Below are 23,110 nucleotides of genomic sequence, written 5' to 3' on the forward strand. Positions count from 1 at the left end.
ATCTAGTCCGTTCTGCTGCGATCGCTGAGGCGCCAGAGGCAGACCGTCAGGCCGCGATCCTGAGTGTCGCTGGGAAATTCGTGCATGGCGCTCACCTCGAGTCCCGCCAGCGCCGCCCAGCCATTCATCTGTTCCCGCGACAGGCCGAGACGCCGATGGGCGTGCTCGCTGCGCAGGAATTCGAGATCGTGCGGGGCAAAATCCACGATGAGGATTTCCCCGCCGGGTTTGAGCAGGCGCCGGGCCTGCGCCAGCATTCGCCCCGGATCGTCGAAATAATGCAGCACCTGATGGATGACGACGACATCCGCCGGGCCGCTGGCGGGATCGAGCGCCGCTATGTCGCCCAGCCGAACCTGGGCATGGGCGAGACCGGCAGCAGCCAGGCGCGAGCGCGCCACCGCCAGCATTTCACGGCTGGAATCGATGCCGATTCCCCGCTTATAGGCGGGGGCGAGAACTTCCAGCATGCGCCCGGTGCCGGTGCCAAGGTCGATCAGCAGATCGACGCTGCGCCCGCCAAGCTCGGCCAGGACGGCCGCTTCCACCGCCGCTTCGGGCACATGCAGGGTCTTGAGCAGGTCCCAGCTCTCGGCCACCTTGGCGAAATAATCCGCCGCCAGCGCCTGCTGGGCGGCCCGGGCGTCGAGCTGGCGCGCCTTGTCGCGTTGCCGCTCGGGATCCAGCGCATCGACCCGCACGGTGAGCCAGCGGGCCAGATCGGCGCCCTGCCCGGCTTGCGCCAGCCGGTAATAGGCCCAGGCGCCCTCGGCATGGCGCTCCACCAGGCCGGCATCGGCCAGCAACTTGAGATGCCGCGAGACGCGCGGCTGGCTCTGATCGAGGATTTCCGTGAGATCCTTGACCGAGTGGTCGCCATCGGCCAGAAGCGCGAGCAGGCGCAGGCGCGTGCTCTCGCCCGCCGCCTTCAACACCCCGACAAGTTTGTTCAAACTGCCCATCATCACCTCGGATATAAAGATTTCTTTATATCCACTTCAGGTCCAGGTCCAGCCTGTTTTGAGCACTTCGCGCCAAGCAGGCGCGACGGCCGCGGGTTTGTGCGTTTGGGCCTGTTATGATACTGCCCCGCGCGAAGCACCGCGCCCCGCAGATCAACCCAGTAATCCGCACATTGTCGGAAACCCGCCTACCGCATCGGCCAATGCGGCAGGTCCGAACATTCTTTGCTGCAACACGAGGTAACGCATGCCCACCGAGCTGCTCGAAACCTATCCGCTCATTGGCACCGCCCTGGCGCTTGTCGGCCTGGCGCTCGCGGCCCTGTTCGCCAATTTCGTCGTGAAGGTTCTGCTGCTGCGGCTGGTTCACCGCCTGCTGTCCTACACGCCCTATGGCCGCGATGCGGAACTCAAGCAGCATGGGGTCATCGAGCGGCTGGCCAATGTCATGCCGGCAATGGTGGTTTCGGCCGGCATCGCCCTCGTGCCCAATCTGCCGGAATTCGTGGTGCTCGTGGTGCGCAATGTCGCCAATGCGACGATCATCCTCACCGTCGCCATGGCCATCAGCGCCGTCTTCAACATCGTCGACGTGATCTATCACCGCCGCCCGCAGGCGCGGCTACGCCCGGTAAAGGGCTATATCCAGGTCTTCAAGATCGCGGTCTATGTGCTGGCGGCGCTGCTGATGATCGCCACCCTGCTCGACCAGTCCCCGCTCATCCTGCTGTCCGGCCTGGGCGCCATGGCCGCCGTGCTCATCCTGGTATTTCAGGACACATTGCTGTCACTCGTCGCCGGCATCCAGATTTCCTCCACCGACATGGTGCGGGTGGGGGACTGGATCGAGATGCCCGACCAGAAAGCCGATGGCGCGGTGATCGCCATCGAACTGCATACGGTCAAGGTGCAGAACTGGGACAAGACCATCACCACCATTCCCATTCGCAAACTGGTGACCGAGCCGTTCAAGAATTGGCGCGGCATGCAGGAATCGGGCGGACGCCGGATCAAGCGGGCCCTCTATATCGACCAGAGCAGCATCCGCTTTCTGAGCCAGGACGAGTTGGACCGGCTCGAATCCATCGGCGTGCTGGAACATTACCTGCAAAAGAAGCGCGCCGAAATCACCGAATGGAACGACCGGCTGGGCGACCGGGCCAAGGTGCTGGCCAATACCAGGCGCTCGACCAATATCGGCACGTTCCGCGCCTATGCGGAGGCCTATCTGCGCAGCCATCCGCATATTCACCAGGGCATGAGCATCATGGTGCGCCAATTGGCCCCCGGCCCCGACGGCCTGCCGATAGAGCTCTACGCCTTTACCGACACCATCGTCTGGGTGAATTATGAGGGCATCCAGGCCGATATCTTCGACCATCTTTACGCAATATTGGGCGAGTTCGACCTGCGCGTGTTCCAGAACCCGGCGGGGCATGACCTGCAGAATATGACAGCGTCAGAATCGGCAGTCTAACCCCCGTTCCAACACCCTAACCCCTGCTTAGCGCCATGTTTGACCACGGCGTCATTCCCGCGACAGCGGGAACCTCTGTTGGAAAACGGAGACCCCCGCTTTCGCGGGGGTGACACCGAGAAAGGTCAGGCGATCTAGCGGTCTTCGCTCACCGCCCGCTTGCGGAAGGAATGCGCTCGCCAGAGCTCGAAGATATCCTTGGCGTCCTCGCCATCCAGCGCGGTGAAGCGCGATAACACCATGCGCTTGTCATGCTCGCTCGGCAGGTCGCGCCAGGGCAGCGTGGCGACGATGGCTTCGAACAGGTCGGGGCTGAGGCCGGCGGCCCGCAAGGCGACGGTGACGGCCACGTAATCCTGGCCGGCGAGCCATTTCACCACGATTTCCGGGGAAACGCTGAGGATGACGCCCATGGCGGCGGCGGCGTGATGGCCATAACCGAAACGGGCAAAGCGCGCCAGGGCCCGATCGTCGAGCTGCTTGCGGTCGGCCAGGCCCTTGACCTGATTATAGGCGACCTTCCATTCCTGCGCATTGAAACCGGCGCGGTTGCGGATACGGTTATAGACGACGGTATTGATCTTGCCGGCGGCGACAGGATCGACGCGGCGCTCCACTTCGCCCAGCGATTGCAGCACCTTGCCAGCGACTTCATCGATTTCGCCGCGCAGCGATTTCCAGTCGATATCGGTGCGTCCGCGCAAATCGGCGGCGATTTCGGCGTCGCGCGTCGCCCGTTCGACCAGCTTTTCCAGCGTGGCGCGGTCGAAGCCGGCATTGGAATTGCGCACCAGGCGGACCACCGAAGCGGTTTCGCCATGCTCCACGATGGCATCGCCGACCCGCTCGTTGAGCGCGGCGCGACCGGCAATGACGACGCGATGCTCTTCCGATTGCTTGGAAATGATGTCGATGAGGTCGTCGTCGCTCAGCAGGCTGGAGAATTCCAGCAAAGGCCGGGCGACTTCGATATCGTCATTGGCGAGCTTCAGCACCACGGTGCCGGGCGCGCGGTCGAGCGGCGCCAGCAGCTTGGCGACGTGAACCCGCGCCTCGACTTCGACCAGCTCGGCCAATTGGCACAGCACTTCGTCATATTGGGCGACCTGCTCGTCGTCGCAGCGCTCGGACACATAGCTGAACAATTGCGCCATGTTGCGGAACAATTGCTCGCGCTCGGAATGATTGTCGTCGCCATTGAGCACGCGAAAATTCGCAAACGCCCGGTGGCCTTCATCCAGTTCGGTCGTGGGGTCGATCATGGCGGTTTCTCCCGGCTTCTGCCGTATAGTCACAGCAGAGCTTGCCCCAGAACGTCTTGCGGGGCCTGAAAGCGTCGCGGACATTTTAATTCAAATTGTACGGAAACCGCGCTCGTAGCGGGTCAGGCGCGCGCCCGATGCATTCGGAAGCTATCGTAGCTGAACACGATCAGAGACAGCCAGATCAGGGCAAAACTGAGCAGCCGCAATCCGTTGAGCTGTTCCCCGAACAGATAGATCGCCACCATGAACTGGATCGATGGCGCCAGATATTGGAACATGCCGATCGTGGTCAGGCGTAGCCGCCTCACCCCATAGGCGAAGAGCAGCAGCGGCACCGCCGTGGCGGGACCGGTCAGGACCAAGAGCAGCAACAGCCCGGGATCGGCATGGGCGCCGGGGCCATTGGTGACCAGGTCGAACATCACATAGCCAAGCGCCAGCGGGGCGACGACGAGGGTTTCGGCGAACAGGCCGGTGGCGGGTCCGGCCTGGGCGGTCTTGCGGATAAAGCCATAAAAACCAAAGGAAAGCGCCAGTCCCAGCGCGATATAGGGCACATTGCCGAGCCCCACGGCCTGGATGGCGATGGCGATGCAGGCAATGGCGATAGCCATGGTCTGCAACCGGTTCTGCCGCTCGCCCAGCAGGATCATGCCGATGGCGACATTGACCAGGGGATTGATGAAATAGCCGAAACTGGCTTCGAGGAGCTGGCCCGTCTCCACCGCCCAGACATAGAGCAGCCAATTGCCCACCAGCAGCACTGCCGACAGCGCAATGACTCGCATCCGGCGCCAATCGGTCAACACATTGCGCACTTCAGCCATGCCGCCGGTCAGTAAAACGACACCGAACAGCAGCACCAGCGACCACATGGTCCGCTCGGCCACGATCAGCACCGCGCCAACCTGGTCGAGCAGCCGGAAGAGGATCGGCAGGAAGCCCCAGAGCAGATAGGCCAGCAGCGCCGCGACGACCCCTTTGCGGGTCTCGTTCGGATCGACATTGACGGATGAAGCGGCCGGGCTGGCCAGCTCTGGGGATTGCTCGGGCAGGGTCATGAAATTGCTCCACGCCGCAGCGGGCGCGGAGCCCATCTACCAGCCCGGGCGAGTCACGGCAAATCAGACTTTGCGATCTTTGACCGGCAATGGCGACGGTCGGCGCCAACCTTTGCCCCGGTCGGACGTTTGGCTCCAAGGGCCGCGCCCAAATTGTGCGCCGGCCTGTCCAATGTGAGGAGCCGCAGATGAAAAAGACCGTAACCTGGATCCTGATCGCCGATGGCAACCAGGCCCGTGTGTTCGAACATACCGGCCCGGGAAAAGGCCTTGCCAATGTCCAGGGCCTGGAATGGTCCATCCCCCCGCTGCAATCGCAGGATATCGATACCGACCGGCCCGGCCGGGCCCATTCGACCGTCGGCAGAAGCGCCATGGAACCCAGAACCGATTCGGCTCAGCATCGGGAGGCCGAATTCATGCGCTCGATTGCCAATGCGCTGGACGAAAAGGCCAAGAGCGGCGCTTTCGACCGCCTGGTCATCGCCGCAGCGCCCATCGCCCTTGGCAATCTGCGCAAGGCCCTGTCGGAGCATGTCAAGAAAACCATCCTCGCCGAGCTCGACAAGGACCTCACCAATACCCCGACACCGCAATTGGACAAGCATCTGGACGGGATCATCGCGGTCTAGCCCAGCGCCCGCCGAATATCAGCGGGGCGCGCTCACTGCATCAGGGCGGCGCAGAATTTGACGCTGTCTTTTTCGCCCAGCCAGCAACCGTCCTCCCCCTCGACGGGCAGGAAGGCGCCGAGCTCGGCGGGATAGCGGCTGCTCTCGGGCTCGGCTGGATTGAGATAGCCGAGACCCGCGCCATCGGCGAGATGGGCGAACACGAAAACCTGCCCGTCGGGCAGTGCGAAAGTGATGCCGCCGCCATCGGCGGTCACATCGCAATCGAAAGAACCATAGCCAGTCATGGAACATTGTCCCGGCGCGGCATGGGCCGGAACGGCGAGGGCAAGGCTGGCCAGCAGCACTGCCCCCGTCACAAACATCTTCATGCATTCCCCCAGAACGCGAACCCGAGCGGGACCCGCTCGTTTTGCACAGCTTATGGCAGAATGTCCAGCGCGCCCCAACGGCTTTTCGCCCGGGCGGTGCAGACTTGGTAAAGCCTCAATCCGGCCGGCCCGGCGAGAGGATCAGTTCCGAGAGGACTTCGAGTTCGCGATCCTCGCGGGCGCTGCCGCCGCCAGCCGGCACATGGCGCGCCAAGGCCGCGTCGCGATGACGGATCAGCGCGGCGATTTCATCTTCATAAGCCACGAAAATCGCGGTCAGCCAGCGATTGACCAGATAGGATGGCCGGGGCATCTGCATGTCGAAGCGCGGCAGCAGGGCGATGCTGGTTTCCGCATCGGCCCAGTCGTCACCGACCACCCATTGATTGACGGTGAACAGCCGCAGCAAGCGCCCCTCTGCATCCACGCCGATAGCGGCCAGATGATGGATGGGACCATCCGGGCCTTCAGGCCGCAGGAAACAGTGAAAATGGCCATGCTCGGCGGCGCCGTCCTCAGCCGGATGGCAATGATAGAACCATTGCGCATTGCTGGCCGGATCGAAGACGTCGCCGGGCGGGTAATGATCCCAGGCGGCAATGTCGTCGACGCCCTGGAAGGTTTCGGAGAGCACGTTGAGCCCGCCCTTGGCGAGCACGGCCTCGCAAAAGGCGATCTCGGCCAGAGCCTGGTCGCGCTCTCCGGCCATCAGGGAGCCACCACCAGTTCAGGCGCTTCCTCGTCTGCCGGCTTGCTCAGCGGCGCGGCCGGTGGCGGCTGCAATTGCGGCGCGGGCTCGGATGCAGGTGGCCGTGCCGGCGGCGGTGGCGGTGCCAGCTTGCCGGCGGCTTCCGCCGGGCGCTGAGCCGGCGGTGGCGGCGGAGCGGCCTTGGCAGGGGCGGCAGGCGCCCCCGCCGCGCAGGGGGCCACAGGGGCGCCGGCGGCACAGGGAGCCCCGGCGGCGCAGGGCGCCGAGCCCGAAGAAGCGCTGGCGGTCGCGCCATAGACCGGGCGCGGCGGCACCGGCTTGCTCAGGTGATCGGCCGCAATGGCGGCGGTGGTGGCGGCGAGCGCCGCGCCGAAAAGCAGAGTATTGCGACCGTTCATTTCTTGAACCCATCCAGACCGAAGACCGGGCGCAGCCAGACGCCGCCAATGGAGCCGACAAAGGCGGCGGCGAACCAGAGCCAGCCATGCAGGCTGCCCGTGGCGATGCCGGAGAACAGCGCCCCGATATTGCAGCCGAAGGACAGGCGCGCGCCATATCCCATCAGCAGCCCGCCGATAATGGCGGCGACGAGCGAGCCCAGCGGCAGCTTGGCCTTGGGCGCGAACTTGCCGGCAATGGCGGCGGCCAGGGCAGCGCCGAGCACCAGGCCGAAATCCATGACCGAAACACTATCGGCCAGCACACTGGAATTGAGCGCTTGGGCCTGAGCCGGCCAGGTCCAGAATTCCCAGGAGGCGACATCGATGCCGACCGCCTGGGCGATCTTGGCGCCCCACAGGCCGAAGCCATAGGTGATCGACCAGGGATGGCCCGCGAGCAGGAGCGTGGCGATATTGAGCAGCGCCAATACCAGACCTGCTCCGACCAGCGGCCATGGCCCATAGAGAATCCAGCTCCAGCCCTGTCGCGCCGGGGCCGGTTCCGCCTCGATATTGCCATGCGCCCGCTTTTCGATCAGCGCGGTAATCAGCGCCACGATGGCGAGGCCGGCAATGGTGGCGGCCAGGGCGAAGCCGACGCCCAGTTCGGCGCCGAGGCTGATGACGGGCAGTGCCGGCTGCTCCAGCCAGAACGGCAGATGCGCCGTGCCCACGACCGCCCCGATGATGAAGAAAGCCAGCGTCACCAGCATGCGGGCCGAGCCGCCGCCGACGGTGAACAGGGTGCCCGAGCCGCAGCCGCCGCCCAATTGCATGCCAAGACCGAAGATCGCCGCGCCGAGCAGCACCGAGACGCCGACCGGCGCCATCGCCCCGACCATGGGCTGACCGCCGATATTGCCGGCAGCCACCAGCGGCAGCATGGCGATGGCCGCGACGCCGATGGTCAGCATCTGCGCCCGCATGCCGCGGCCGCGCTTTTCGACCACCATGCGCTTCCAGCCGCCGGTGAAGCCGAACGAGCCATGATAAAGCGCCACGCCCAGCCCGCCGCCGATCAGGAACAGACTGCCCTGCCTGAGATCGACCTGCCAGGTGATGAAGAAAAAGCCCGCCAGCAAAAACAGGGCGGCGATGAAAAGAGGCGCGCGATCCACTGCCGCGGGGGGCAGGAATTTCGGCGCGGATAGGGAAATATCGCTCATGATTCTCGGTAAGCCATGTTTAGAAAAGTTTTGGATGCCGCGGCCCGGAAGCGCAACATCCAATTGCCATCTCGCAATGGCTGGATTGCCCGGCCAGCCGGGCAATCCGATGGGATGGACAGCCTGACCTACTGGATCGGGCGGGCCGGATCGGCGGCCCATTCGGCCATCGACCCGTCATACATGGCGGTGTTCTTGTTGCCGCCCACTTCGCTCAGCGCGAACCAGGCAATCGAAGCCCAATGGCCGGTATTGCAGAACACGATGTTCTTTTCGTTTTCGCCGAGGCCAACGCCCTGCGCCAGGGCGGCGACGGTCTCGGGCAGCGCGAAGCTGGCATAATCGGCGCTGTAAACAGCCGAATGCGGAATATTGCGCGAGCCGGGAATGGTGCCTTCGATACGCACGACCGGGCTCTTGGACTGGCCCAGGAACTGCTCTTCGGGGCGGCCGTCGATCAGCGCGGTGCCATCGGCGAGCGCCGCTTCGACATCGGGCGTGGTGGCGCGCAATTCGGGCCGCACATTGATCGGGAAAGTGGTGGCGACGGGAACCGCCGCCTCGGCCACGCGCTCGCCGCCCAGGGCGTCATATTGGCGCCAGCCGCCATCGAGGATCGAAACGGCGTCATGGCCGAGATATTTGAAGGTCCAATAGACGCGGGTGGCGCCGCCGAATTCGGAGGAATCGGTGCCCCAGGGCACGATGACCACATGATCGTCGCCATCAATGCCGAGGCCGCCGATCAGCGCCGCGATTTCCTCGTCGCCCGGAATCTGGGCCGGTACGCCATCGACCTCGGTGCGCCAACCATAGGCGGCATAGGGAGCGACCACGGCATTGGCGATATAGGGCAAGTCGCCCAGATCGGTATCGGCGATGTTATCGCGGATATCGACGATAACCAGGTTTTCGTCACCCGCATGGGCCTGGAGCCATTCGGCGGTCACCAGCGGCGTGACCTCCTGCGCATTGGCCATGACGGGAGCCGCGGCGACGAAGGCGGCGGCGGCGATGAGCGGTGCAAGACGCATGAAGAACACTCCACGAATAGAACTGGCCTATTACTACATCGGATCGGTCGGGTTTTCGTGGTTGGATGGCCTAAAATGCATCGGGGCGGGAGCAAAATTGCCCGTCATCGGCGCATGGCGCGAAAAGCCGGCCCCGCCGGGCGGCAGCGCATAAAGCAAGGGCGGGTTCCGCGAACCCGCCCTGCCCGTTGCTACCGCGTCAGCGGCTTATAGGTCGCCCGCTTGGGATTGACCGCGTCGGCGCCCAGCCGGCGGACCTTGTCGGCCTCGTAATCCTGGAAATTGCCTTCGAACCATTCGACATGGCTATTGCCCTCGAAGGCCAGCATATGGGTGGCCAGGCGGTCGAGGAACATGCGGTCGTGGCTGATGATCACGGCGCAACCGGCGAATTCCTCCAGCGCCTCTTCGAGCGCGGCCAGGGTTTCGGTGTCGAGGTCGTTGGTCGGCTCGTCGAGCAGGAGAACGTTGGCGCCGGACTTGAGCATCTTGGCCAGATGGACGCGGTTGCGCTGGCCGCCCGAGAGATTGCCGACCTTCTGCTGCTGGTCGCCGCCCTTGAAGTTGAAGGCGGACGTATAGGCGCGGCTGTTCATCTCGCGCTTGCCCAGCATCAGCACTTCGTCGCCTTCCGAGATTTCCTCCCAGACGGTCTTGTTCGGGTCGAGCGCGTCGCGGCTCTGGTCGACATAGCCCAGATGCACGTTCTCGGCCACGGTGACGGTGCCGCTATCGGGCGTCTCCTGACCGGTCAGCATCTTGAACAACGTGGTCTTGCCGGCACCGTTGGGGCCGATAATGCCGACAATGCCGCCCGGAGGCAGCTTGAAGGTGAGATTGTCGATCAGCAGGCGGTCGCCGAACGATTTGGACAGGTTTTCGACATTGATGACGTTCTGGCCCAGCCGCTCGCCCGGCGGAATGATGATCTGGGCGGTGTGGGACTGGGTGCGGGCCTCGTTGACCTTGACCAGTTCGTCATAGGCCCTGATACGCGCCTTGGACTTGGCCTGGCGCGCCTGCGGCGACTGGCCCATCCACTCCCTTTCGCGCTCCAGCACCTTGGCGCGGGCGGCGTCCTCGCTCTTTTCCTGGGCGAAGCGCTTGGCCTTGGCGTCGAGATAGGCCGAGTAATTGCCCTCATAGGGCACGCTGCGGCCGCGATCGAGCTCCAGAATCCAGCCGGTGACATTGTCGAGGAAATAGCGGTCGTGGGTGATGATCAGCACCGCGCCTTCGAATTCGCGCAGGTGACGTTCGAGCCAGGCCGTGGTCTCGGCGTCGAGATGGTTGGTCGGCTCGTCCAGCAGCAGCAGGTCGGGCTTGGACAGCAGCAGCGCGCAGAGCGCGACGCGGCGCTTCTCGCCGCCCGAAAGATTGGTCACATCGGCATCGCCCGGCGGGCAGCCCAAAGCCTCCATGGCCACTTCCACCTGCGATTCGAGATCCCACAGGTTCTGGCTGTCGATGACGTCCTGCAACCGGCTCGCCTCGTCGGCGGTCTCGTCGGAATAGTTCATCATCAACTCGTTGTAGCGGTCGACGATGTCCTTCTTCTCCTTGACGCCGGTCATGACGTTGCCCAGCACGTTCAGCGCCGGATCGAGCTGCGGCTCCTGCGCCAGATAGCCGACCTTGGCGCCGTCGGCGACCCAGGCTTCGCCGGTGAATTCGGTGTCGATGCCGGCCATGATCTTAAGCAGGGTCGACTTGCCCGAGCCATTGGGGCCGAGCACGCCGATCTTGGCGTCGGGATAGAAGGAGAGATTGACATTATCCAGCACCTTCTTGCCGCCGGCATAGGCCTTGGACATTCCGTGCATGTGATAGATGAACTGGCGCGCCATCGCGACGAAACCTCATAAGGGAGTTCTGGGTGAATTGGCGCCTATGTAGGGCAAGCGGAGAGAAGGGGCAACGGGGCCGCGCCTAGGCGGCCGCTATCGTCACCGGAACGGACTTGAAGGCCGGCGTCTTGCTGCGCGGATCGACGGCGGTGCCGACCAGAACATTGGCTTCCGGATAATAGGCCAGCACCGAGCCCTCCGGCAGGTCGAACAGCGTCGCCAGGCCCTCCATGCGGCCGGCGGCGGAGGTGACGACCACCCGTTGACCTTCCACCAGGCCCCGCGCCGCCATGTCGCGGGCATTGAGGAAGACGGCCTGCCGGCCCGCCTTGCCGCGATAGCTGTCGGTTTCCTCATAGATGATGGAATTGAACTGCCCCTCGCTGCGCACCGAGGCCAGCATCAGCCGATCCGCTTCGCGGGCGGGAATGGGCGTGACGACGAAATGCGCCTTGCCATCCGGCGTGCCGAAGCTGGGAACGTGCATGACACGATTGCGGATATGGAATTCCCGCTTGGCCACGTCGAGATCGGCCAGGTCCTCCATGCCCGGCACGATGGCGGCAATGGCGTCGCGAATGCGGGCATGGCCGGAAAAGGCCTCGAAATCGATAGGCGAATGCGGCAGGACCCGCCGGCCCAACTGGCCCAATATCCAGCTTTCGGGACGCACATTGTCGATGCGGCGAATGCCGCCATCGGACAGGCGCACGAAATTGAACATGGATTCCTGCGTCGTCGGCTCCCATTCCTCGTCACGGGCGGTCACTGGCAGGATCATCACCTCGCCATCGCCCAGCCCATGCACATGGCCCTGATTGAGCGTGGTGGTCAGAAACAGCTTGAAGCCGATCCCTGCCATGGCGCGGGTGGAAAAGGCGGTGTCGGGGGTCGCCGCCCAGAGATTGCCGCCCATGATCACCGCGGCGTCGATATCGCCGGCTTCGGCGCGCTTGAGACAGGCCATGGTGTCCATGCCCTGCTCCTCCGGGAAGGTGACGCCGAACGCCTCTTCCATCTTGCGCAGCACGTCGCGGGCCAGGACCGGCTTGACCCCGATCGTTCCAATTCCCTGAACATTGGAATGGCCGCGCAACGGCAGCAGGCCCGAATAGGGCTTGCCGATCATGCCGCGCAACAGCGCCAGATTGGCGATGGCCTCGACATTGGCGACGCCATGGATGTGGTGGGTCATGCCCATGCCCCAGGCGAAGACGGCGTTTTTCGCCCGGCCATAGGCGGCGGCGACCCGGGCGATATCCTCGCGGGACAGGCCGCAGGAAGCGGTGATGTCTTCCCAGGACAGCGCGTCCAGATCGGCGCGGAACGCCGCATATTCCGCGCCATGGGCGGCGATGAAGTCGCGATCCTCCAGCCCCTGTTCCAGCACGGCCTTGGCCAGCCCTTTGAACAAGGCGATGTCCGAGCCGATGCGCGGCTGTAGGTAATCGGATGCGATGTCGCTGCCGCCCTTGAGCATGGAGGCAGGCGATTTCGGCACGGCGAACTTGACCAGGCCCGGCTCCTTGGCCGGATTGATGACGATGACCTGGCCGCCCCGCTCGCGGCAATTCTTGAGCATGTGAATGAAGCGCGGATGGTTCGACGAGGGATTGGCGCCGATGACGAAGATCAGGTCGGCTGCCGTCAGATCCTCCAATTCGACCGTCGCCGTGCCGGTGCCGATGGTACTGGCCAGGCCTTCGCTGGTGGCCTGATGGCAATAATAGGAGCAATTATTGACATTATTGGTGCCATAGGCGCGGGCCAGCAGCTGGAACAGGAAACCGGCCTCGTTGGAAGAGCGGCCCGAGGAATAAAAAAAGCTGCGGCGCGGATCGATCTCGGCCAGGCGATGAGCGGCATGGTGGAGCGCTGTTTCCCACTCGATCGGCTCGAATCGGGTGGAGCCGGCGCGGCGGAACAATGGCGTGCCCAGCCGGCCCAGATGCTCCATCTCCTTGCCGGTCAGCTCGGCCAGATCCTCGATCGTATGCTCGAAGATCGGCTGGGGGATGGGCGGCTGGATATCGGTGGATTGCGCCTGCACGCTCTTGTTGCAGACCGAGGGAAACTCGCCCAGTTCATTGGTCATGCCGCCATTCTGGCCGCCCATGCCATAGGCGCAGGCCTTGCAGGTATTCTTGGCGGTCAGCGCTTTGGCAGCCTTGCCCACCCCCATCTGCCCGATCGTGGCCAGGGTATAGAGAACCTTTTTGGGGCCGCCGCCCACGATATGGCTGGTTTCGGCCATGGCTTCCTCCGCTTCGCGCCGGCATTGTCGCCAGCGGCGGACAGAAGGCAAGCCCGTCTTATTGGGAAGGCCCCCTTGCCCGGCCCTACGCGCCGACCGCTCCCGCAAGGGCGAGGCGATCAGGGCCTGAGAACCGCTCTAGATCGGCAGGCCCGTCCGCATCTTCACGGTGCGGATACTCAGATTGGAGTGCAGCCGCGCGACCCCCGGCAGGCGTGCGCTGAGACGCCGGTGCAGCCGCTCGAAATCCTCGTGGTCGCGGCAGATGGCCCGCAGAATATAGTCCGAATGCCCCGCCATCAGATGGCATTCGAGCACTTCGGGAATGCCTTGCACCGCCGCCTCGAACGCCTCCAGCGCGGCTTCGCTCTGGCTGGTCAGGCCGACTTCGATGAAGAATTGCATAGTATAGCCGAGGCGGGCGGCATCGAGCTGCGCGCTATAGCCCGAAATAAGACCCGCCTCTTCCAGCGCCTTGACGCGACGATGGCAGGCCGAGGCCGACAACCCCACCGCCTCGCCCAGCACCTGCACGCTGCGCCGCGAATCCTGCTGCAATTCCCGCAGCAATTTGCGATCCGTGTGATCGATCTGCAATGACATTGCGCGCTACCCCAAGAAATTCAGATTTTCTCCGAATATAGCGGGATAGCGCGCAAGACAGCAAATGCCGAATGCCGGTATTAATAGACGAATATCGTCAATTGACCGCCGCTTTGCTGCACCGCGAATACGCGGTCGGCGCTATAGGGCGAACGGCTGAGCGAGGCGGATAGCAGCGCATCATTGGCAATGGCCGATTTGAGGCCGGGGCCCAGATTGGTGCTGGCCAGCGCGGCTGCCAGCCAATGGCGCTGCTCGGGGCAGACCGCGACCGGCCGAATCTGCACATTGCTGGCGCGGTTCCAGGAGCCGTCGAGACGCGTGGTCCGCAAGAGACGCTCCAGTTCGGAATTGGACAGGCCGACACACGCCGGATCGCCGGAGCCGGTATGAGCAATGCCGGTGCCAGTGCCGCCATTGCCAGAACCGGGACCATTGCCATTGCCGTTATCGCCGGAGCCGCCATCATTGCCGGGACCGCCTATGCCGACATCGAGATCGACCAGATTGCCGCCGCCAATTCCCACGCCGATCCGGGCATTGTCGTCGAGCAGACGGATATCGGCATCGAGCACGCCGGAGGAACCGCCGGAGCCGACCGTGGCCGAGCCGACATTGCCATTGCCGATCCGGGCATCGAGTACCTGATTTTGCCCGCCGACGCCGACATTGACGAGACCGGACGTCCCGGCATCGCCGGAACCCAGGGTCACGAGGGCATTGTCGCCTTTCCCGCCGATAACGCCGCCAAGCAGCGACTGCGCCTGAGCGGGAAGTGACACGCCCGCAAGCAGGGCGGCAGAAAGAAGAGTTGCAGCAAACAGCTTCATGATCCATCTCCATTTCGCACGACCAAGCGTCGTTATGAAATTACGGTCAGGATCAGAAAAAGTTTCGGCATAGAGATTTATTGCAAATATCAGAGAGAAAAATTGCTGAAGCAGCGCAATTGCTTTTTAAAGAATACAAACCAGAGATAATTATATTATAATTATTGATAATCCCAAAAAACAGGGTGCGAAACCGAAGTTTCGCACCCCTTCGGGGACGTTAACAAAGGAGCGTCAACCTTCGCCTACATCCGCCGTCCGTTTGACGGAGACGCTATTGGCGTTCCGTCGATTCCTGCCGGGCATCGCTGACCGGTTCGCGTGGAGAACGACAGAGGACAGGGGCGGTTCCCGCAAAAATGGCGGATGCACGATTTGTGATCGTCGTGCCGCCGACGATCTGACACAATGCTTGCGGATAATGTGTCGCTTCAGATGGAGATCACCATGCGCATTGCCCCAATCGTCCTCGTCGCCATGCTGGCCAGCCCGGCCTTCGCCGATGGCGTCGCGCCGGGAACCGAGTTGATCGGCACCTCGTGGCGCTTGCAGAGCCTGGCGGGCGAGACAGTGGCCGACAGTGTCGAAACGACGCTCAACATCAGCGCTGATGGCATTGGCGGCAAAGGCGGCTGCAACACCTATGGCGGCACCTTGCAGACCAAGCCCGGCGGCATCGGCTTCACCCAGGTCTTTTCCACGATGATGGCCTGCCCCGACCCGGCAATGCAGCAGGAACATGACTGGTTTCAGGCGCTTGAGGCCACCGGGCAATATCGGCTGGACGGCGCCGATCTGATCCTGTCCGATGCCGATGGCGCGGAATTGGCCACACTGCGTCCCCTGGATTAGACCCGTCCGGCAAGCGTCAGGCCGATCGTCGTCACCCCATAGGCGTTGCCGGGCTCCTCGACTTCAGCGTGACTGGCCTTGAAACTGCCCTCGATGCCCGGCGCGAAGGTCCGGGAGACCGCGCCATGCAGGCTGCGCCGGGTGGCGATCAGGCTCTCGTCGTAAAGCCCCTGCTCGCGGCTGACGGCCAGCCCCGCCGATAGCGACAATGTCTCGGTCAGCGCCAGTCGGGCGCCCAGTTCGGCTTCGGTCTGGCGGCCGGCGACGCCATCCACCGGATTGAACAATTCCACCCCCGCCACCGCCCGGGCGTTGAGCGTCAACCGCTCGGTCAAAGCCAGTTCGCCGGCGGCATCGATATGGGGCAATCGCCGCAGCAGGTGCGGCGCGGCCTCGGGCCAGACCAGGTCCAGCCCGGCCCGAGCTTGCACGCTCCACGAGCCCTGCCGCAAACGCAGGCCCGCCGCCATCCGCGCCGCGCTCGCCGGCTCGCGGCCGAATTGCACACGGTCGCCATCGGGCACCGAGAGCATTGTCCAGTGGAAGCGGGCCAGCCCCGCCATTTCCGGTGTCAGCACCCATTCGCCATCGATCCGCGCCGTCACCTGCCCCAATTCGGGATCGATCCGCGAGGGCGGCAAGGGCAGCCCCTCGAACCGGGACAGGCCGGGCTGGCGGCGCTTGGCGTCGACGCCGATGGTCACGGCGCGATCCGGCCCGGTCACGATGATTTCGCCGAGCATTTCATGCTCCAGTGCCGGGCTGTTCAGCGCCAGCATGGCCGGGCCGAGATCGACCATTTCCCCGGTCCATGTCTGGGTCAGCGCGTAGCCCAGCCGCAAGGAGCGGCCTTCGCCCAGCGCCAGACCGGCCTCGATCCCGCCGGTGACCGACAAGTCGTTTTCGCCGGCATGGAACCGGAACACCTCCTGCTCCAGCATCAGCCCGCCCCGCAGGGACAGCGGCCCCTGCCGGCCCGTGATCGACAGATCATGGCTGTGGCGCAGGTAGAAATCGGCAGTGCCGCCGCGATTCTCCGTCGCATTCGAGGTCCAGCCGCTTTCGACCGAACTGGTCAGCACGACCGGCGATTGCGCGGCCGCCTCCATCGCACCCAGCCCGCCCATGACGACGACAATCAGCCAACGCATCACCACCTCCAGCGTCGTCAGGCAAGATGAAGCACGGCGGTAACCAATATTGTACGTAGAAAATGCGGAATTCCCCGTAGAAACACTGGTTGAGATTAATGGTGAATGGCGCAATCCCGCTACGTAAGTATTTGATTAACTATGTTATTCTGATGAAAGCCAAAATCCTGCCGGCGTTCGGAAGGATTTTCGATGCATCAGCAAGCAAGCGATATCGGCCGGGCCCTGCGTAACTGGCGCATCCAGGGCCGCCTGCAGCAATCGGCGATTGCCGAATGCCTTGGCGTGACCCAAAGCCAGGTGAGCCGCTGGGAAAGCGGCCGCGATCTGCCGCGCCCGCACAATGTGGAAGCCATCCGCCGGCTGATCTGGGGACCGGATGCCGAGCCCTTGCAGGGGCTCAGGCATTTCGTCGAGCAATCCAGCCAGCACCTGCTGCTGATCGACATGCATCACACCATCATTGCCCGCAGCCGGACCTTGCGAAGCGGTTCCGAGCTCTTCGACCGCTTCGGCTGGGTCTTGGACCCGGATCGCAATCCGGCCTTCGCCCCCGTCTGGCAACGCTTCGTCGCCATCCTCAAACAGCCTTCCGGCACGGTCGGGCTGACCGTCACCCTGCCCTTCATGCAGCAGGACGAATATTGGTGCGCGACGCTGGCCATGATCGTCTATTCGGTGGCGGGCGAACGGCTCTGCCTGGCCGAGCCGCATTTCGCCCGCTGCGACGCTCTGGGCGATATCCGCTTCGAGGAAGTGCGCATCGCCGCCGACCAGACCCAGCGCCAGACGCTGACCCTGTGGCAGCAAGCGCGGCCTTAAGCGTAGCCATGACATCCTCAGGCCCCGCCGATAGACCCATAAAAAAACCCTCGCATCGAGTGCGAGGGTGAATTGGCGACCCGCGCCGGGGGCAGCGGCGCGGGTCTGTGAGGGAATGGAGGTTAGATTTCCCTCACGGGGAGGGGTCTACCAGCGCTTGGCGTTGTGCTGCTTGTTGAAGCTGTTCCAGTAACTGGCCTGGCTATTGCCGGAATTGACATTGGTGCGGTTGCCGGAATTGACGTTGTTGTTGACGGTGTTTCCGGAATTGACGTTCGTGGTATTGCCGGAATTGGCGTAGCTGGTGTTCTGCCCGCCAAGGCCCAGAATGCCGTTGCCGCTGCCGATATTGGAGAGGATCGAGCTGTTATTGCCGACGGCGACCGTGGTGCCGTTGAGCACGTTGATGTCCTTGATGCCCAATACGGCCGACACATTGCCCAGAAGGCCGCCGCTGGACTTGCTGAAGAAACCGCCAGCCTGCGCGGCGGGGGCCATGGCCAGGGTGGCAACGACTGCCAGAGCGATAATCGATTTCATTTCAGATACTCCTTCGAACACATGCTTGAAGCACAGGAGCGAGTGAGCACCGGCAACCGCCGCATGGCAATTTGGCGGCCTGATTTTATGCGTTCCATGCGCGGGATGCGCGGAAATAGGGGAAACGCCGTAGCCTGAACGGCATCCGGGAGCCTGGCAGGATGCGATCCTGTCCCGACTCCCGGTCATTGATGCGGCGATTTAAACAAGCGCCCGACGCCAAGCCGGGCACCCGGATCAGAGACGTTCGACCAGACCGGCCGTGATGCAATCGTCCAGGGTGATCGTATCGAGATCAACCGTGGTGGAGGAATTGCGCGAGTCGATATCGGCTTGCAGATTGTCCTCGGCAGGCATGGTCTCTTCGCCTTCAGCGGGCTCGGTGGCCTCAGTGGCGTCGTCAGACTGCGTACCGGCGCGCCTGCTATCGTCGTCGGCAAGCTTCAGACTGTCGCAATGGGCCTGCACATAGGGCATGTCGGCATCCGAAACGTCGTGATTGCCCACCATGGTCTGCGCATAGGCGGCGCCGGAAAAGGCAACGCCGGTCAGAAGGGCAACAATACTCAAGGTAGATTTGATGGTCATTTTAATGCCTCTTGAAAATTCTTACTGAAAGAGCACCTGCTCACCGCCAAAAACGAGCGTCGGCGTGGATCGTTGCAAGAAATCTGGGACAAAGGGCAAAAGTGATTGGACAAGGCTTTCGCGGCCCCGGCGCCGATATCGGCGACCGGCCCGAAACCTTCGCCATGGCGCAGGCGCTCGAAAACTGCTCTAAGAACCCCATCGACCCCGAAGACGGCACTGCAATCATGACCACCGACCACGCCCAGCCGCCCCGCGCGCGCGAACAGTTCAGACAGCATCTGGCCACCGTACTGGCGGACTTGCAGGAGACGGCGGCGCAGGACGGCGAGGCGGTAGCGCTGATCGGCAGCCTCGCCACCCAATTGTCGGACAAGTTCCGCCAGGCCAGCTGGAGCCGGGCCAAGGACGCCATGTCTGCCGACAATTACGACGAATTGCTGCAATCATTCGAAAAGCAGGGCAATGCGCTGCACCAGGCCGGCCGCACCAAGCAGGCCTATGCCGTTCAGGCACTGGCGACCTCGCTGGTGGCCGGCACCCAGCGGGCGGATACCGTGATCGCGCAGGGCGAAGGGCTGCTCGATGCATTGATCGACCGTTCGGTGGCGCTTTACCGCCAACATCTGGCAAAGCGGCACTAAGAGGCGATCGAAGCGCCAGCAAAGACTGTCTCACTTCTGCCCCCGGCTTGTGCAATAGTGATGTGCACCGACAAAGGATTCGCTCATGAGCCGCGCCTTCGCCCTGCCCCTTGCCGCTGTCGTTCTGGCGGCCTCCACCGCCCTGACTTTCGCCCAGGCCACGACCGGCGCCAATCTGACGCTTACGCTCGAAAGCGCCGGCGATGTCGAACGCAATGTCGTCACCTATCAATGCGACGACGAGCAGGCGCTGACGGTTCACTATCTCAATGCCGCCCCCAATTTCCTCGCCATCGTCCCGGTCGAGGGCCAGAACATCGTCTTTGCCACCACCATTTCCGGCTCCGGCGCCCGCTATGTGGCCGGCCCTTACGAATGGTGGAGCCATCAGGGCGAGGCGACCCTGCGCGACCTGATGCAGGATGAGGATTCCGAACCATTGGCCACGTGCAGCGAAGTCAGCAATACGCCCTGATACGCGGCCATGGACCCAGCACATTCCGCCGAAATCTTCCCCCATATCCGCATCCTGCTCGGCACCATTGTGGGGCTGGGCATCACGCGCCTGCTGATGACCTTTGCCGGGATGGTCCAGCATCCCCGCCGCGCCAAGGAATCCGCCCTGCACCTGATCTGGATGGCCTCGATATTGCTCGAGATCGTCTTGTTCTGGTGGTGGGAATTCGCGCTGTTCCAATTGCCGTTCTGGACATTTGGCGTAGCGCTGTTCCTGATTTCCTATGCGGTGACCCTGTTCCTGATGGCCACCCTGCTCTCGCCGGACAATATTTCGGAATATACCGGCTACGAGGATTTCTTCATCAAGCGGCGGCGCTGGTTTTTCGGCCTGCTCGCCCTCACTTTCGTGTTCGACACCATCGACACGCTGCTCAAGGGCGCGACGCATTGGGAGAATTTCGGGGCCAGCTACTTCATTCAGGTTCCCATCGGACTGATCCTGTGCGTCATCGCCTGGCGGAGCGATAACCGCCGCGTTCATTTCGCCATAGTGGGCCTGCACATCACCTATCAAATCTATCTGATGACGCGCTTCTTCTACGTCAATTAGGTCGGGCGAGAGCAGCGTGCCTTCTATCGCACGCAATGTGCCGCTCAATCTTCTTGTCGTCGCTTCGTTTCTGCAGAAAATCGCAATCCACTTTTCTGCACGATGCTTCCGGTTCACACGCATCCGGCGGCTTGCGCCCGAACCCGATCTCGCCTATGGCGCTGCTATTGCTCGCACCAAGCATCAAACGCGCCGGGACGCTTCCGCCCATGAACATGTTCATCGCCTCCCTCATGTTCATCGCCCTGTTCGCCGTTTCGATCGCCCATCTGCTCTGGTCATTCGGCCGGACCTGGCCGATCCGCAACCAGAAACTGCTGGCCCAGACCGTCCTGGGCTTCAAGGACGTCGAGCGCATGCCGCGGCTGGCCTCGTTCGCCATCGCCATCGGCACATTCATCACCGGTATCTTTGCCTTGTCCCTGGCCGACCACGATAGCGGCGGCGGGTGGCTGGACGTCGTCGGACTGGGCCTCGCCGCCATTTTCCTCGCGCGGGGCATTCTCGGCTATACGTCCTGGTGGGCGCAGCTCACGCCCGAGCCGAATTTCCGCCTCAACGACCGCCGCGTCTATTCCCCGCTCTGCCTGTTCCTCGGCCTCGGTTTCATCGTCCTGGTCTATTTCCGCCTGAGCTGACGCCGTAGATCTGCGCGGCGGCTCTCGAGCATAGCCTCTGTCCACGATGTCATTCCCGCGATAGCGGGAATCCCTGTTGGCTTGCCGGAAGAGAAAACGGAGTTTCCCGCTTTCGCGGGAATGACCCGGTGGAAAACTGACTAGCTATTGATCCGGCCGCACCAGGGCCACGACGCTGCGGGGCGGCAAGGTGGCGGTTCCGTCGCTGAAGGCGACGACGAAGGTGATATCCGATTTGACGCCCACCACCCAATCGCCTTCCGGCAAGCGGACATTGACCGGCTCGACGCGCCGATTGAACCAGACCAGCACCTCGTCGTGCTTGTAGCGCAGATGCATGCCCAGCACCGAAGCGCCGGAATCGCTCCAGTCGCCATCGTTCATCTCGCGGCCATCGGGATGCAGCCACATCACGTCGCGAACGCCGTTGCGATCCTGCCCCAAGAGCCAGTGATCGTGGCTGATCGCCGGATGCGCCTTGCGGAACGCATTGACGGCCGAGACGAAGTCCACCAGCGCGCCGTCGCCGTTCTCCCAATCGAGCCAGGTGATCTCGTTGTCCTGGGCATAGGCATTGTTGTTGCCCTGCTGGGTGCGATACATCTCATCGCCCTGCTGGATCAACGGGATGCCGCGCGACAGGAACAAGGTCGCCAGCATGGCGCGGACATCGCGCTTCCGGGCGTCATTGATCGCCGGATCGTCGGTTTCCCCCTCGACGCCGCAATTCCAGGATTGGTTATTGTTATGGCCGTCCTGGTTGTTCTCGCCATTGGCCTCGTTGTGCTTGTCCTGATAGCTCACCAGGTCGCGCAACGTGAATCCATCGTGCACCGCCAGCATATTGACGCCATGGCGCGGCTTGCGTCCCGCCACGTTGAAAATCTCGGCGGAACCCGAGACCTTGCCGGCCAGCGAACCGATCTTGCCGTTTTCGCCCTTCCAGAAGGCGCGAACCTCGTCGCGGAACGTATCGTTGTGTTCCTGGAATTCCTTGCCGAACTTGCCCAATGCGTAGCCGCCCGGTCCCGGATCCCAGGGTTCGGCCACCAGGATTGCCTTGCTCAGCACCGGATCGGTCTTGATCTTCTGGAGCATTGCCGCATCCGGGTTAAAGCCCGGCTCGCGGCCCAGAATGGTGGCGAGATCGAAGCGGAAGCCGGAGACGCCCAGTTCCTCGACGTAATAGCGCAGACTCTCGATCACCAGCCTCTGCACGGCAGGATGGTCGCAGCGCAGCGTATTGCCGGTGCCGGAATCGTTGACGAGCCACTTTTTCCCATCCACCTCGACGAAGCGGTAATAGGTCTGGGGATCGAGCCCCATCATCGAGAGGATCGGCCCCTGCTCATCGCCCTCGCCGGTGTGGTTATAGACCACATCGAGAATGACCGAGATGCCGGCCTTGCGATAGGTGTCGGTCATGACCCGCATTTCCTGCGGGCCGCGCGGCGCCAGCCGCGGATCGAGAGCCGAATAGACGATCGGGTTATAGCCCCAGGCATTGGTCAGCCCCAGCGAGGGCAGATGCCCCTCGTCGATCCAGGCGGCGGTCGGCATCAACTGGATGGTATCGACCCCCAGATATTTGAAATGATCGATCACCCGCTTGGTGGTCAGCCCCGCGATGGTGCCGCGCAACGGACCCTGCACGCTGGGATGGCGCATGGTGAAGCCGCGCACATTGAGTTCATAGAACAGGCTCGGCGCCTTCTTGCGCGGCAAAGCCGGCTTGTTGGCGGTGCCCTGCACAATGGCCTTGGGAACCAGGGGCGCCGTATCCACCGCATCTTCGCGCGCCAGACGCAGCCTCGGCGACCGCACGAAGGTGCGGTCGAGGAAACGCGCATAGGGATCGACCAGCAATTTGTGCGGATCGAAGAAAAAGCCCTGATCCGGATCGTATGGCCCATCGGCGCGCAGGCCGTAGCGCGCGCCGGGCCCGACATTGGCGATCAGGCCGGCATGGATATTGTCCTGCTGCACATCGAGCTGGAAGCGGCCGATCTCCTGATCCTGCTCCCCGAACAGGCAGACCCATATGGCGGAGGCGCTTTCCGAATAGACGGCGAAATTGACGCCCTGTTCGACCACGGTAGCGCCAAGATGTTCGGTGCGGCCACCCTGCGGCACCAATTGCGGCTGATTGGACATG

At 63.2% G+C, this 23,110-nt stretch carries 24 protein-coding genes; 8 read left to right on the forward strand and 16 right to left on the reverse strand.

All coding sequences use genetic code 11. The features are described 5' to 3' along the window. Positions 1-2: 2 nt before the first annotated feature. Positions 3-962 (reverse strand): ArsR/SmtB family transcription factor, encoded by a 960-nt coding sequence (locus tag O9Z70_RS09625; RefSeq protein WP_502870193.1) that lies wholly within the window; start codon positions 960-962, stop codon positions 3-5. A 247-nt stretch (positions 963-1,209) separates the two neighbouring features. On the opposite strand from O9Z70_RS09625, the gene O9Z70_RS09630 reads away from it, so the two are divergent. Then, on the forward strand, positions 1,210-2,439 hold the full coding sequence (locus O9Z70_RS09630; protein ID WP_286018606.1) for a mechanosensitive ion channel family protein: 1,230 nt from the start codon (positions 1,210-1,212) through the stop codon (positions 2,437-2,439). A 134-nt stretch (positions 2,440-2,573) separates the two neighbouring features. Here O9Z70_RS09630 and O9Z70_RS09635 read toward each other — a convergent pair whose 3' ends face one another. Next, the gene (locus O9Z70_RS09635) at positions 2,574-3,701 is read right to left on the reverse strand and encodes a DUF2336 domain-containing protein (protein WP_286018607.1); all 1,128 of its coding nucleotides are present in this window, start codon (positions 3,699-3,701) and stop codon (positions 2,574-2,576) included. Between the two features lie 122 nt (positions 3,702-3,823). Continuing rightward, positions 3,824-4,765, reverse strand: a complete 942-nt coding sequence (gene rarD / locus O9Z70_RS09640; protein WP_286018608.1) for an EamA family transporter RarD — start codon at positions 4,763-4,765, stop codon at positions 3,824-3,826. Between the two features lie 188 nt (positions 4,766-4,953). Between rarD and O9Z70_RS09645 the strand changes: the two genes are divergently transcribed. After that, on the forward strand, positions 4,954-5,397 hold the full coding sequence (locus tag O9Z70_RS09645) for a host attachment protein (RefSeq protein ID WP_286018609.1): 444 nt from the start codon (positions 4,954-4,956) through the stop codon (positions 5,395-5,397). Between the two features lie 32 nt (positions 5,398-5,429). Here the strand turns inward: O9Z70_RS09645 and O9Z70_RS09650 are convergent, their stop codons facing one another. The 9 genes from O9Z70_RS09650 to O9Z70_RS09690 all read right to left on the reverse strand — a co-directional run bounded on the left by O9Z70_RS09650 (position 5,430) and on the right by O9Z70_RS09690 (position 14,651). Next, entirely contained in the window at positions 5,430-5,768 is a 339-nt protein-coding gene (locus O9Z70_RS09650; protein ID WP_286018610.1) for a hypothetical protein, read from the reverse strand. Between the two features lie 115 nt (positions 5,769-5,883). Beyond that, a complete protein-coding gene (locus tag O9Z70_RS09655; protein ID WP_286018611.1) occupies positions 5,884-6,477 on the reverse strand; it encodes a DUF6969 family protein in 594 nt (197 codons plus the stop codon). Continuing rightward, the gene (locus O9Z70_RS09660; RefSeq protein WP_286018612.1) at positions 6,477-6,875 is read right to left on the reverse strand and encodes a hypothetical protein; all 399 of its coding nucleotides are present in this window, start codon (positions 6,873-6,875) and stop codon (positions 6,477-6,479) included. The genes O9Z70_RS09655 and O9Z70_RS09660 overlap by 1 nt, the downstream gene beginning before the upstream one ends. Then, positions 6,872-8,083 carry a YeeE/YedE family protein gene (locus O9Z70_RS09665; protein WP_286018613.1) on the reverse strand — a complete coding sequence of 404 codons (1,212 nt, stop codon included), beginning with the start codon at positions 8,081-8,083 and terminating at the stop codon, positions 6,872-6,874. Before O9Z70_RS09665 ends, O9Z70_RS09660 begins: the two co-directional genes overlap by 4 nt. A gap of 128 nt (positions 8,084-8,211) precedes the next feature. Then, on the reverse strand, positions 8,212-9,117 hold the full coding sequence (locus O9Z70_RS09670) for a sulfurtransferase (RefSeq protein ID WP_286018614.1): 906 nt from the start codon (positions 9,115-9,117) through the stop codon (positions 8,212-8,214). Positions 9,118-9,308: 191 nt separating this feature from the next. Then, a complete protein-coding gene (ettA, locus tag O9Z70_RS09675; protein ID WP_286018615.1) occupies positions 9,309-10,964 on the reverse strand; it encodes an energy-dependent translational throttle protein EttA in 1,656 nt (551 codons plus the stop codon). A gap of 82 nt (positions 10,965-11,046) precedes the next feature. Then, positions 11,047-13,218, reverse strand: a complete 2,172-nt coding sequence (locus tag O9Z70_RS09680; RefSeq protein WP_286018616.1) for an FdhF/YdeP family oxidoreductase — start codon at positions 13,216-13,218, stop codon at positions 11,047-11,049. A 138-nt stretch (positions 13,219-13,356) separates the two neighbouring features. Then, positions 13,357-13,821: an Lrp/AsnC family transcriptional regulator gene (locus O9Z70_RS09685; RefSeq protein ID WP_286018617.1), complete on the reverse strand. Its 465-nt coding sequence runs from the start codon at positions 13,819-13,821 to the stop codon at positions 13,357-13,359. 80 nt (positions 13,822-13,901) lie between these two features. Continuing rightward, complete coding sequence (locus O9Z70_RS09690) at positions 13,902-14,651, reverse strand: hypothetical protein (RefSeq protein ID WP_286018618.1); 750 nt, start codon at positions 14,649-14,651, stop codon at positions 13,902-13,904. Positions 14,652-15,098: 447 nt separating this feature from the next. Here O9Z70_RS09690 and O9Z70_RS09695 point away from each other — a divergent pair, with 447 nt between their 5' ends. Beyond that, a complete protein-coding gene (locus O9Z70_RS09695; RefSeq protein WP_286018619.1) occupies positions 15,099-15,503 on the forward strand; it encodes an META domain-containing protein in 405 nt (134 codons plus the stop codon). Here the strand turns inward: O9Z70_RS09695 and O9Z70_RS09700 are convergent. Then, positions 15,500-16,654, reverse strand: a complete 1,155-nt coding sequence (locus O9Z70_RS09700) for a hypothetical protein (protein ID WP_286018620.1) — start codon at positions 16,652-16,654, stop codon at positions 15,500-15,502. The genes O9Z70_RS09695 and O9Z70_RS09700 overlap by 4 nt on opposite strands. Positions 16,655-16,846: 192 nt before the next feature. On the opposite strand from O9Z70_RS09700, the gene O9Z70_RS09705 reads away from it, so the two are divergent. Next, positions 16,847-17,476, forward strand: a complete 630-nt coding sequence (locus O9Z70_RS09705; protein ID WP_286018621.1) for a helix-turn-helix domain-containing protein — start codon at positions 16,847-16,849, stop codon at positions 17,474-17,476. A 147-nt stretch (positions 17,477-17,623) separates the two neighbouring features. On the opposite strand, the gene O9Z70_RS09710 is transcribed toward O9Z70_RS09705, so the two are convergent. Both O9Z70_RS09710 and O9Z70_RS09715 read right to left on the reverse strand, forming a co-directional pair. Beyond that, on the reverse strand, positions 17,624-18,016 hold the full coding sequence (locus O9Z70_RS09710) for a hypothetical protein (protein ID WP_286018622.1): 393 nt from the start codon (positions 18,014-18,016) through the stop codon (positions 17,624-17,626). Between the two features lie 237 nt (positions 18,017-18,253). Continuing rightward, a complete protein-coding gene (locus tag O9Z70_RS09715) occupies positions 18,254-18,604 on the reverse strand; it encodes a hypothetical protein (RefSeq protein ID WP_286018623.1) in 351 nt (116 codons plus the stop codon). Positions 18,605-18,705: 101 nt separating this feature from the next. Here O9Z70_RS09715 and O9Z70_RS09720 point away from each other — a divergent pair, with 101 nt between their 5' ends. The 4 genes from O9Z70_RS09720 to O9Z70_RS09735 all read left to right on the forward strand — a co-directional run bounded on the left by O9Z70_RS09720 (position 18,706) and on the right by O9Z70_RS09735 (position 20,955). Further along, a complete protein-coding gene (locus O9Z70_RS09720) occupies positions 18,706-19,248 on the forward strand; it encodes a hypothetical protein (protein WP_286018624.1) in 543 nt (180 codons plus the stop codon). A gap of 85 nt (positions 19,249-19,333) precedes the next feature. After that, the gene (locus O9Z70_RS09725) at positions 19,334-19,723 is read left to right on the forward strand and encodes an MliC family protein (protein ID WP_286018625.1); all 390 of its coding nucleotides are present in this window, start codon (positions 19,334-19,336) and stop codon (positions 19,721-19,723) included. A 9-nt stretch (positions 19,724-19,732) separates the two neighbouring features. After that, positions 19,733-20,317, forward strand: a complete 585-nt coding sequence (locus O9Z70_RS09730) for a hypothetical protein (protein WP_286018626.1) — start codon at positions 19,733-19,735, stop codon at positions 20,315-20,317. Between the two features lie 209 nt (positions 20,318-20,526). After that, a complete protein-coding gene (locus tag O9Z70_RS09735; protein WP_286018627.1) occupies positions 20,527-20,955 on the forward strand; it encodes a DUF3995 domain-containing protein in 429 nt (142 codons plus the stop codon). 144 nt (positions 20,956-21,099) lie between these two features. Here O9Z70_RS09735 and glgX read toward each other — a convergent pair whose 3' ends face one another. Further along, positions 21,100-23,109, reverse strand: a complete 2,010-nt coding sequence (gene glgX, locus O9Z70_RS09740) for a glycogen debranching protein GlgX (RefSeq protein WP_286018628.1) — start codon at positions 23,107-23,109, stop codon at positions 21,100-21,102. Position 23,110: the final 1 nt, after the last annotated feature.

Source organism: Devosia sp. YIM 151766 (assembly GCF_030285925.1).
Lineage (GTDB): Bacteria > Pseudomonadota > Alphaproteobacteria > Rhizobiales > Devosiaceae > Devosia.